At 31.1% G+C, this 13,048-nt stretch carries 5 protein-coding genes; all 5 read left to right on the top strand.

Annotated elements, in window-relative coordinates; genetic code table 11:
- Positions 1–159 precede the first annotated feature (159 nt).
- The 5 genes from BQ5450_RS05515 (at position 160) to BQ5450_RS05495 (ending at position 13,037) form a co-directional block, all read left to right on the top strand.
- Positions 160–2,826 (top strand): S-layer homology domain-containing protein, encoded by a 2,667-nt coding sequence (locus BQ5450_RS05515; protein ID WP_071126221.1) that lies wholly within the window; start codon positions 160–162, stop codon positions 2,824–2,826.
- A 198-nt stretch (positions 2,827–3,024) separates the two neighbouring features.
- Entirely contained in the window at positions 3,025–5,544 is a 2,520-nt protein-coding gene (mprF, locus tag BQ5450_RS05510) for a bifunctional lysylphosphatidylglycerol flippase/synthetase MprF (RefSeq protein WP_071126220.1), read from the top strand.
- Positions 5,545–5,830: 286 nt separating this feature from the next.
- Entirely contained in the window at positions 5,831–7,192 is a 1,362-nt protein-coding gene (gene purF, locus BQ5450_RS05505) for an amidophosphoribosyltransferase (RefSeq protein WP_010246184.1), read from the top strand.
- A complete protein-coding gene (locus tag BQ5450_RS05500; protein WP_071126219.1) occupies positions 7,182–10,853 on the top strand; it encodes a phosphoribosylformylglycinamidine synthase in 3,672 nt (1,223 codons plus the stop codon). The genes purF and BQ5450_RS05500 overlap by 11 nt, the downstream gene beginning before the upstream one ends.
- A 174-nt stretch (positions 10,854–11,027) precedes the next feature.
- Positions 11,028–13,037, top strand: a complete 2,010-nt coding sequence (locus tag BQ5450_RS05495; protein WP_071126218.1) for an S-layer homology domain-containing protein — start codon at positions 11,028–11,030, stop codon at positions 13,035–13,037.
- Positions 13,038–13,048: the final 11 nt, after the last annotated feature.

The following is a 13,048-nucleotide window of genomic DNA, read 5'->3' as shown; positions in this document are numbered from 1 at the left end:
AAAAGTTTTTAGTTAAAAGAGCGGCTCTTGAGGTTGCTCTTTTTTTTCGTGAAAAATTATTTAAATAATCTTGTTTTACATATTATTTACTCAAATTTATTTAAAGATTAAAAAAGTTAAACTATATTAACAATGAATACAATAATGGAGGTTTTTTAGATGAATAACAAATTTAAGAAAAAGTATTTGTCATTATTTTTGATTATTGCAATAATTTTTACTCTAATTCCAAATGGAATTTTTGCAAAATCAAATGTTGTGGCAGAATGGAATTTTAACAAAGATAATTCCACAGGTTCTATTGAAGATGGAACTCTTAAGATTAAAGATGAAAGTGGAAATAATAACGACTTAGAAATGCAAACTTACACAGGAGGACATCTTACTGATGATAAGAGTGCTGAAGAGTGGGAAAAATATTTGAAGTTTTCAAATGAATCAGTATTAGGAAAAGGTTCCGTTGAATTTAGTGGAATCGCAAAGGATAGAGGGGCAGATTTTATAACGACTCAAAATGCCCCAATAAATAAAGAAACTTTTAGTGATGGTTATACAATTGAAATTTTATATTATTTGCCAAAGACTTGGACTAATAGCGATAGATGGATGGGAATGTTGGCAAGACAAGTTGCTGATCCCAAAAATGTCAATACAATGGACGAAGCAGAACTTGGTTCAACATCTGTTGCAGTTTCAAATTGTAAAGAAATTCAATATTTGACAGTGAATGAAAAGGATTCACATCTTATGAATTCATCTGTGTGGTCTGTTGCAATGGATAAGGGTGGTCAATGGTATCATATTGCTATAACTTGTGATGATAAGGGAAATATAAAGTCTTTCTTAAATGGAGCGGAATCATTTAGAAATTATAATTCAACAGATGGAGGAGCTATGAAAGGTATTTTTGCCGATCCACAAGATGGAAGATTTAGAGTTGGATCATCTTGGTGGAAGGAAGGAAATCAAACTTTAGATAAATTTTTAAATGGAAATATTGAAACAATTAGAATTTCTAAAGGGGCACTAGATAGAAGTGAGTGGTTGATACCAAATCCAGAAAGTCTTGCAGGAGATTTTGGCACAAATAAGGAATTTGCCTTAGAAAATAAAGATAATTACAATTTTGTATTTTTACCAGATACGCAAAACACTGTCAAATTTAAACCAGATGTAATGGATAGTGCTATTAGGGGATTAATTAATGACAAAGACAAGGGAAATATTAAAGCAGTTTCACACCTTGGAGATATAGTTGAAGATTACGATTCAAAGGAACAATTTGAAAATTCTAAAAATACATTTTATAAGCTTGCCGATTCTGAAATAAAAACTTTGATTATTCCAGGCAATCACGACTATCTGCCTGAAGATGGATATGGTTATGATGATAAAGAATTCTATATGAATCCAAACAACAATCCTAAAGATTTATTTTATAAAGATTATTATGGAAAGGATTCAGAATTTACCAAAAAGGCAAATTATGTAGTAAATGATTCTCCTTCTGGAAGATCATCTTACATGAAAGTTAGAGCAGGTTCCTATGAGTATTTAATGATTGGCCTTTCTTGGTATGATCTTGGTCGTGACATGGATTGGTTTGAAAATATTTTAAGAAGTAATAAAGAAAATCCAACAATAATTGTGGCTCACAATGTAGTTGACTGTTCTGACACAGAGCCATCTTCTGTTCAGTTTTCAGGAGTTGGAGAAGAAATTTGGAATGTAATTAAAAAGTATGATCAAGTATTTATGACAGTATCAGGTCACTATCATGGAGCTGGAAATAAAGTTTATATGAATGACAATGAAAAGCCAGTCTTGACAGTTTTGGCTGATTATCAATTTTCATACAATGGCGGAAATGGATTTTTCAAGTATATAGAGTTTGACGAAGATGCGAATAAGATTTTCTTAAAAACTTATTCACCTTATGCTGCAAGTCTTTCTAATGATGAAAAAACTTTCTTTGATGTAAATTATATGCTTGGAAAGGGAAATGACGATGTAGTTAATTTTAACTTCAATGATAGATTTGACTTCGCAAAAAAATATGAATATGAAAAGAAAGATCAAGATTCGAAGAAAATTCCATGGACAGATATAGAAGACAATGCGGAATTAATTAAAGATAAAGAAAATAAAAATAATAATACTGAGGATAATTCAAAGGAAGATAGGGAAAGTTCAACCAAGAAACATCATTCTCATAACAGAAAAACTTATTCAGTATTTGCAGGAAGCACACTAAAGAAAGAAAATAAAAAAGAAAGTGTTGTATCAAATAAAACTTCAGATGAAAGTGACTATAAAGATCACTGGGCAAAAGAATATATAGAAAAAGTTTTAGATAAAAATCTAATGGACTTAAAAAGCGGAAAATTTTATCCAGACAAAAAGGCCACAAGAATTGAACTTGTAAAGGCACTTGCAAAGATGCAAAATGTAAGTCCTAAAGATTACAATGAAAAAATCTTTAAAGATTTGGACAAAGATTCAGATGACAATGGTTATGTAATTTGGGCAAACAAAAATGGGATTATCTATGGATATGAAGATGGCGAATTTAAAAAAGATAGAGAAATTTCAAGAGAAGAAGTTGCAGCTATCTTAAATAGATATGTTGAAAAGCTTGGAATTGAAAGAAAAGAGTTTAAAGACATTGACTTTAAAGATTCTGAAAAGATTTCAGACTGGGCAAAGGATGAAGTTAAAAAGGCTGTAAATAGAGGTCTTTTTGAAGGAAGAGATAATGGAGAATTTGCACCAAAAGATAATATAACGAGATCAGAAATATCAAGAGTAATTGTAAATTTACTTTAATAATTCCAAAATAAATTTATTTTAAAAGATGCTTAAGACGAATTAAGATTGTAGAAAAACTTCGCACAAAGGAGTTTTTAATTTGTAATCAATCTAAAAGACGTCAAAGGGCATCTTTTTATATTATTTATTTAAAAATTTAAAAAATAATTGTAAAATGAATTTGGAGGTAAAATTTATTTTATATAGGGGGGAATAGTGGAAAAGTTAAAGAAAATTTTAAAGAATATAAAGCCAATATTTTTATCTGGCGTTATTTTATTAATTGTTCTTGAATTTGGAAAACTTAGAAAAGAAATATCTTTAGAAGAAATTTCTAGGATATTTTATGAAATAAATTTAATAAAAATTTTTGCCATGGCAATTTTAGGATTTGTATCTTTTTTGCCAATGCTTGGCTATGATTTTTTGCTCAAGAAATTTTTAAAAATAAATAGGGACAAAAAGTATATTGTAAAGAGATCTATTACAATAAATTCTTTTAATAATTTAATAGGTTTTGGCGGAGTAATAAACTTGGGACTTAGAATGAGATACTTTGGAGAAGAAAAAGAGGACAAGCACCTCTTTGAATTTCTTGTGAAGTCCCTTCTCTTTGATTTGGCAGGAATTTCTTTTCTTGCAATTATATCTTTAATATTTTTGTTAATTTCAAAAAGTAAAATTTTAATAAATTATAAGATTTGGTTAATTGGAGGAGTGCTATATTATCCAGTTTTATTTCTCGCTTCAAAAATAAGAAATGATGGAGAATTTGCAATTTCAAAAAAATATGCAGCAGAAGTTTCTTTAGTTTCTTTCTTGGAGTGGTTTGGAGCTTGCCTATTTTTTATTTTTATTGGATTTGTTTTGGGAATAAAAGTAAAATTTTTTAATATACTATCAATTTTTGTAATTGCAAATATAATTGGAATTGCATCCTTTATACCGGGATCCATTGGTTCTTTTGATTTAGTGGCACTTGCTGCACTTACATCTGTTGGAGTTAAAAGCGAAGTAGTTTTTTCTTGGATTTTACTTTATAGAATTTTTTACTATATAATTCCCTTTGCAATTGGATTTTTATTTTTTATGGAAGATTTGGGCTCAGTCTTTGACGAAAAAAAGGACAATATCCCTTCAAAGATAATAAAATCTTTGGGGCTCGATTTATCCTCAACGATGCTTTATATAACAGGTGCTTTTATGATAATTTCCACCACAATACCAGATGAGCTTGGAAAATTTCAGTGGCTAAAAAATTTTAGTCCCCTTCATGCGAATTTAATTTATCAATTTCCAAGCCTCTTCTTTGGATTTTCTTTTATAATACTTGGGCGAAGCACAAGAGAAAAAGTAAAGAGGACTACAAAAGTTACTTTGATTTACCTTGTACTCGCACTTACCTATTCAATTTTAAGTGGATTTGGATTTATTGAAATGTTTTTTATAATTATTTTAATTTTCTTGACAATAACAACAAGAAAAATTCCTCATAGAGAGCAGCTTGTCTACTCATCTGAAGCTGTTACAACGGATATGGTTATACTTGGAATAATTTCTATTGTAACAATTTATTTTATGGCAATAAATTATAAATTAAAACCTATAAATCCAAAGGATTTCTTTATAGTGCCCTTTGAAAATAGCTTTTTACACTTTGCCATTGTATTTACACTTTTAATAGTGTCAGCGTCTTTTCTATCAAGATATTTAAAAGGAAAAAGGATAAAGCTTGGAGAGAAAATGGATCCAGAAAAAATCTTAAGCCTTTTAGAAATTTATGATTCTCATCCTGAATCAGGGCTTGCCCTTGTTGGAGATAAAGAAATTTATTATTACAAAGATGAGGAAGTTGCAACTTGTGGGATGTCTATTTACACTTATAAAGACAAAATAATTGTAATGGGCGAACCTTTTGGCAATAAAGAAGACTTTGATAAACTTTTGGATAAATTTATAAGAGATGCAGATACTTACGGATACAGTCCAATTTTTTACGAAATTGGAGAAAAACAAACTATAAAACTCCATGATTATGGATTTTCTTTTCTAAAATTTGGAGAAACTGCAAATATAGAACTTGAAAAATTTTCATTGGAAGGTAAAAAACACAAGATGCAGAGGAAAGTTCTTTCAAAATTTGAAAGAAATAATTATACATTCGAAGTTTTAAAACCTCCCTATGATGAAGAATTTTTGAATAAGTTAGAAAATATTTCCGCAAATTGGCTTGGCGATAAAAAAGAAAGAGGATTTTCTCTTGGGTATTTTGACAGAGATTATTTAAAGTTTTGCGACATGGCAGTAGTGCGAGATGAAGATAAAAATATCCTTGCTTTTGCAAACATTATGCCAAATCCAAATAGTGTTTGTGCCACAATTGATCTTATGAGATACAAAAAAGATGAAAATTTAGATAGTATTATGGAATACCTGCTTTTGAAACTTACGATATATTTCAAAGAACAAGGGAAAAAATATTTTGAGATAGGGATGGCGCCACTTTCCAATGTTGGCATTAATACAAATAGTTTTGTAGAAGAAAAGGTTGCATATTTAATTTATAAGTTTGGATATAAATTTTATTCTTTTGAAGGACTTAGGGCTTATAAGGAAAAGTTTTCACCAACATGGGATCCAGTTTATTTAAGTTATCCTAATAAAACTTGGATTTTAAACAATATGATTGCGATTTTTATTGTAGATATAGTTTCTGTAAAGTATAGGGAAAAGTAATATCACAATTTAAAAATTAGATGTAATAATTACAATTTCATATATTTATGATATAATTATTTTATTATGATTGGAGGATTAGTTGATTTTATGTTTTTATTTTCTGCGTTTTCAAAAAGTTTTTATCATAGAGATCATGGACTTAGAAACGCAATTTTTGCGACTAATTTTTCATATAGATAATTGAGGCTCATCTTTTGATGGGCTTTTTTATTTAGAGAAAGCAGTGGGTAATTTTATTTTAATTTGAAAATAATTTATAGAATTATAAGAGGGTGTTATTTTAATGTGTGGAGTTATTGGAATTTATTCTGAGAGTGATGTAAGTAAAAAACTATTTTATGGACTTAACTCTCTTCAACACAGAGGTCAAGAGGCAAGCGGAATCTGTGTATTTGATGGAAAAAATATGATATTAGATAAGGGTATGGGTCTTGTCTATGATAATTTTGATGATGAAAGTTTTTTGAAACTAAGTGGAAATATTGGCATAGGTCACGTTCGCTATGCCACAGCAGGTGGATCTTATGAGTATAATTCACAACCACTACTTGCTTTCTCAAAGAACAAAGAATTTGCTCTTGCACACAATGGGAATCTCGTAAATCACAAGTCAATTAGAAAAGAACTTGAAGATGAAGGTATGCTTTTCCAAACTGCAATTGACACAGAAGTAATTTTATCTCTTGTCGCAAAATATTATAAAGGCGATATAATTGAAGCTGTTAAGAAAACTATGGCAAAGATAAAAGGAGCTTACAGTGTTGTAATGCTTTTTGAAGATAAACTCATAGCCTTTAGAGATCCCTATGGATTTAGACCTCTTCTTATAGGAAGGGCAAAAAATGGTGAGGTTATAATTGCATCTGAAAATGCTCCTCTTGAAATTATTGGAACAGATGCCATAAGAGATGTAGAACCTTCAGAAATTATTGTTGTAGATAAAAATGGAATCCACTCAGATTTTTATGAAAACAAAGAAAAAAAACATTGCATCTTTGAATATGTTTATTTTGCAAGAACAGATGCAACACTTGACGGAGTAAATTCCTACAATTTCAGAAGAAGATGTGGCGAAATTTTGTCCAAGGAAGCACCAGTTGATGCAGATCTTGTCATTGCAGTACCAGACTCTGGGACACCTGGGGCAATGGGATATGCACAAGAATCAGGCATTCCTTTTGCAGAAGGTCTTGTAAAAAATAGATACATGGGCAGAACTTTTATAAAGCCTACGGCAGAAGAAAGAGAACTTTCTGTAAAATTAAAATTAAATCCTTTAGAAACAGTTTTGCGCGACAAGAGAATTGTAGTTGTAGATGACTCCATAGTTAGGGGAACAACTTCAAAGAATTTAATTACGAGAATGAAAAAAGCTGGAGCAAAGGAAGTTCATATGAGAATTGTTTCGCCTCCAGTAAAATATCCTTGTTACTATGGGATAGACACACCGTCTAGAAGAAAGCTTATTGCAGCAAATTATTCTGTTGAAGAAATGAGAGAAAAGATTGGGGCAGATTCTTTAGCTTTTATATCAATGGAAGGCATGCTAGATGCGACTTTAATGGAAGAAAATATTTTCTGCGAGGCCTGCTTTAATGGCAATTATGCAGTTGAGCCAAAGGAGTTAGTTGAAGATGAAAAATAATATTAAGAGAATTTATGTATGCAAGAAAGACGAATTTGACCACGATTCAAAAGCACTTCGAGAAGAAATAAAATCATCTCTTGGAATTGATGCTTTAAGTTTAAAAAAATACAGAAGATATGATGTTGAAATTTCTGACAAAACTTTGGAAGAAACAATTTCAAATGTATTTTATGAACCACCAGTAGAAGAAATTTATTGTGAAGATTACAAAAGATTAGAAGAAAGTTTTTACAAGACAATTGGAGTTGAGTATCAAGCTGGACAATTTGACAATAGAGAAGATGGACTTATTCAAACACTTGCACTTTTTACCGATGAAAAAATAAGGGCAAAGGTGGCAGAAGTTTATGACATAGAGGGCATAAGTGATGACGAACTTAAAAAAATTAAAGAATTTTTAATAAATCCTGTCGATTCTCACGAAGTAGATGTATTTGAAAAAATAGATTTAAAAGATGACGCAAAAGAAAATCACGAAAATCTAATTTATAATGGTTTTAACAATTTAGATGAAAATGGATTAAAAAACTTTGTAGAAGAAAAGTCCCTTGCCATGAGTAAAGAAGATTTAAAAGTTCTTCAAGATTATTTTAAATCTGAAAATAGAGATCCTAATGAAACAGAAGTTGCAATAATAGATACTTATTGGTCTGACCACTGCAGACACACAACATTTAATACAGAATTAGATATAGATTTTGATGTTGTGACAGAACTTGATAGAGAAATAAAAAGAGCTTTTGACTCATACATGGACATGAGAAAAGAACTAGACATAAAAAAACCAATTACACTAATGAGTCTTGGTACAATTTTGTCCAAAGAACTTAGAAAAAATGGAAAGCTAGAAGATTTAGAAGTTTCCTCTGAAATAAATGCTTGCTCTGTTAAGATAAAGGCAAAGGTAGAAGTAGATGGCAAAGAAGAACTTCGTGACTATCTACTTATGTTTAAAAATGAAACGCACAATCATCCGACAGAAATCGAACCAGTTGGTGGAGCAAGCACTTGCCTTGGTGGAGCAATAAGAGATCCACTTTCTGGCAGAAGTTATGTATATCAAGCTATGAGAGTAACTGGAGCGGGAGATCCTTTCACTCCAATAGAAAAAACTTTAGAAGGAAAACTTCCCCAAAAGAAAATCGTAACAGAAGCAGCACTTGGTTATGCATCCTATGGAAATCAAGTTGGTGTTGCAACGGGTCTTGTCGATGAAGTTTATCACAGTGGATATGTTGCAAAGAGAATGGAAACGGGTGCAGTAATTGCCGCAGCACCTCTTGAAAATGTAAAGAGAATTGAACCAATAGAGGGCGATGTAATAATTTTACTCGGAGGTAAAACTGGTAGAGATGGAATTGGTGGAGCAACGGGATCATCAAAGTCACACAATGTTTCTTCAATTGAAACAGAATCAGCACAAGTGCAAAAAGGTAATGCACCTGAAGAGAGAAAAATTCAAAGACTTTTCAGAAATCCTGATGCAGCAAAATTAATTAAAAAATGTAACGATTTTGGAGCAGGCGGAGTTTCCGTTGCCATAGGAGAGCTTGCAGATTCTATTGAAGTAAAGCTTGATAAAGTTCCTCTAAAATATTCTGGACTAAAGCCAAGAGAAATTGCAATTTCAGAATCGCAAGAGAGAATGGCAGTAGTTATAGATAAAGAAGATGTAGAAAAATTTATAAAACTTGCAGATAAAGAAAACTTAGAAAGCACAGAAGTTGCAAAGGTAACTGGCGACGGCAGACTTAAAATGTATTATGAAGATGAACTAATTTGCGACATGAGCTACGACTTTGTAAATCAAACTGGTGCAAAGAGAGAAGAAAAAGTTGAAGTAGTAAGCGAAGACTTCCCAGAATTTTTGACAAATAAAGATGGAGTAGAAGATTTAGAAAAGTACTTATCAGATTTAAATATCACATCAAAGAAAAATATGGTAGAAATTTTCGACTCATCAGTGGGAGCGTCAACTGTACTTCAACCTTTTGGCGGTAAAAAACAAAATACACCTTCACAAGTTATGGCAGCACTCATACCAACAGATGATGGCAATTCCAAAACAGCATCTGTTATGAGTTATGGCTTTAATCCAAAACTATCAGAAGAATCGCAATATCTTGGAGGATATTATGCAGTAATAGAATCAATTGCAAAACTAATTGCAGCAGGTGCACCCCTTACTGGAATTAGACTTTCTTTCCAAGAATTTTATGAAAAGATGGACAATAAAAAATCTTGGTCAAAGCCACTCAAGTCACTACTAGGAGCACTTACAGCATCAAGATATTTTGATGCACCTCCAATTGGCGGCAAGGATTCAATGAGTGGAACTTTTGAAGATATAAATGTAGCTCCAACATTAATTTCCTTTGCAGTAAATACACAAGATGCAAAAAATATTATAAGCCCAGAATTTAAAGGCAAGGGAAAAATCGGAGTTATAAAAACAGACAGAGAACACATTGGAACACTTAACTTAGAAGAAGCAAAAGAGAACTTTGAACATCTAGAACAAGAAATAAAAAGTGGCAATATAATTTCAGCAGCAGCAATAAATCACAAGGGAACACTTCCACAAATATATGAAATGGCAATAGATAATGTAGGTTTTGACTTACAAGTAGTTGACCTTTATTCACCACTTTATGGTTCTTTTGTCGTAGAATATTTAGAAGACAGAGATTTTATCGAAAAAATTGGCGAATTTAGAAGTGACATGAAGATGAAAGTGAATGGAAAAGAACTTGACAAAGGAAAATTAGAAAAAGCTTATCTTCACACAATGGACAAAATATTTAAGCCAACTGACTCCCATAAATTAAGTGACATAAAACAAAATAAAGCACCAGATAGAAGAAGAAAATCTAAAAAACCAGTTGACGAAGTAAAAGTAATAGTTCCAGCCTTCCCTGGGACAAATTCAGAGTATGATACAGCAAGAGCCTTTGAAAGAGCCGGAGCAAAAGCAGAAATTGTAATATTTAAAAATAAAGACGAGGCCAAAGTTTTAGAATCAATAGAGGAACTTGCAGAAAAAATATCAGAAGCACAAATACTTGCTATACCAGGGGGATTTTCATTGGGAGATGAACCAGGAGGATCAGGAAAATTTATTGCAAATGTAATAAGATCAGAAAAAGTAAAAAGAGCGATTGAAAAACTTTTAAATGAAAATGACGGACTGATTTTAGGAATTTGTAACGGATTCCAAGCACTTATAAAGACAGGGCTGCTTCCTTATGGAGAAATAAAAGAATTAAAAGAAGAAGATCCAACGTTAACGTATAACACTTGTACAAGACATATAGCAAGAGTAGTTGACACAGTGGTGATGTCTAACAATTCACCTTGGCTTTCAAAACTAGAAGTTGGAAAAACTTACAAAGTTCCAGTTTCACATGGAGAAGGAAGACTTATAGCAAGTGAAGAAAAAATAAAAGAAATGTTAGATAATGAACAAATCGCAATTTGTTACGAAGATGCACCAAATGGATCAGCACTAAATGTAGAGGCACTTATGTCAAAGGACGGAAAGATTTTAGGAAAGATGGGTCACAGTGAGAGAGTGACAGAAGACACATTTAAAAATATTGATGGAATAGAATTAGAAGATATATTTACAGCAGGTGTAGAATTTTTCAAAAAAGACTAAACACAAAATTAGGGCTATCAAAAGGTAGTCCTTTTTATTTAGTGCGAATGTAAAATCGTAGAAAGTTTTTATTTATATTTTACAATCATCTAAATCAATAGAAAAAATCTAAGGATTATGATATTATTGGATATGAAAATCGTTGATGTTTTCAAAAAATAAGGAGGGACTATTATGTCAAAAAGAATTAATTGTCTGGTCCTTGCATTAGTAATGGTTATGTTAACATTTGCAGATGTTTTTGCACTGCCAGAGTTTGATCATACTATTGGAAGAGATCAAAAAATCGAAACTTTACAAAAGAAAGGCTACCTACATGGTTATGCAGACGGATCTTTGAAACTTGAAGATAAGATTAAAAGAAGTGAATTCTCAACAATAATTGTGTACGCCTTAGAAAAACAAGAGGAAGCAAAGAAATTACAAGGAAAGGAAAAACCATTTACTGACGTAGAAAAAGAATATTGGGCAAATGGAATTATTTCGGTTGTAAAAGATGAAAAGAGTGCAAATAATATTGATATTATTGCAGGATATCCAGATGGAACTTTTAAGCCCGAAAATAAAATCTCTAATGCAGAAGTAATCAAAATGTTAGTTTGCTTAAAGAAAAAAGATTTGACTAAGGAAATGTATGAAAATGCTACATGGCCAACATCTTGGATAGCTTGGGCAAGGGAACTTGGAATTATTGGAAAAGACTCTAATATAAAAGAAGACTTAGATTTTTCAAAAGAAGGTCTAAGAGGCGATGTTTTCACAATGTTTTACAATGCTTTTATGGAAGAAGAAAAGACTACTACAAAAGTAGCAAAGAATTCTTTACCAGTAATGGATATTAAAGATAGCAAATGGCCAACAGGTGGAGGATCAAAATCACATAGAAGTACTAGAAAAGAATCAAGTCCATTAGTTCCATTAATACCAGCAGAAACAATAACACCAGCAGAACCATCAAAACCAACAACAGATGAATTTACTTTGAAGGTAATTGATGAACAAAGTGGAATAGAAAATTTAACAGCACCAAAGGAAAATGAAAAATACGACAAAGGTACAGAAATTTCATTTACAGTAAAAGCAGTGCAAGATAAAGTTGCAAAAGTTGAAAAAATTGTTGGAGAAAATTCAGAAGAATTATCAATAGGAGAAGATGGAAAATATACATTCACTATAACAGAAAACACAACAATAAAATTGACTTATGAAGATGAAGCATCAACATGCCCAACAGAAGATGAAGTGAAAAATAACTTTGCAAATGAAGTAGAAAAAGCAATAAATGAAATAACTTTGCCAGAAGGATTAACACAAACATTTGACAAAGAAACGAGAACATCAAAGGTAGAAATAAATAATTTACAAACAGCACTTGAAAATATAACAGGAACAAATGCAATAGTAAAGTTAAAAGATTTAGCAGCAAATCATGGACTAAAGTCTTTTACAATAGGCACAACAACTGTTGATAATATTGGAGAAAAAACAGATGAAAAATTAAAGAACGCTGTAATTGATGCATTATTAAATGCACCAGAACTACAAAATTTAAATATTACAACAGCAGATGGCTATAAAAAATTAGAAGGAAAGAAAATAGAAGCAACAGTAAAATTCGAATCAAAAGAAGAGAATTGTGAGAGAGAAGTAACAGATAATTACAAAATTGTATTTGACAAAGTGACAGTTCCAGAAGCACCTGTTTCAGAAGAAAAATTAAAAGAAGACTTTGCAAATGCCGTTTCTAGTGCGATAGATGAAATTAATTTTGAAGGAATGACAAAAACATTTAACAAAGAAACAAGAACAGCAACAGTTGATATAGAAAATTTACAAACAGCACTTGAAAATATAACAGGAACAAATGCAATAGTAAAGTTAAAAGATTTAGTAGTAAATCATGGACTAAAGTCTTTTACAATAGGCACAACAACTGTTGATAATCTTGAAGAAAAGTCAGATAGAGAATTAAAGGAAGCTGTAATCGAAGCATTATTAAATGCACCAGAAATAAATATAGAAGATTCATCCCCAGAAAGCATTAAAAAATTAGAGGGAATGACAATAACAGCAACTGTAAATTTTGAATCAACAAAAGATGATAAAACTGTTAGTGCTTCAGATGACTATAAAGTTAAAATTGGAAAGATTACTCTTCCAGATAAAGTAGAAGAAAATAATTAAATAAAATTTTT

Source organism: Peptoniphilus lacydonensis (assembly GCF_900106515.1).
Taxonomy (GTDB): domain Bacteria; phylum Bacillota; class Clostridia; order Tissierellales; family Peptoniphilaceae; genus Peptoniphilus_A; species Peptoniphilus_A lacydonensis.
Note: the sequence above shows the minus strand (reverse complement) of the source record. Positions and strands in the feature narration are given on the sequence as shown.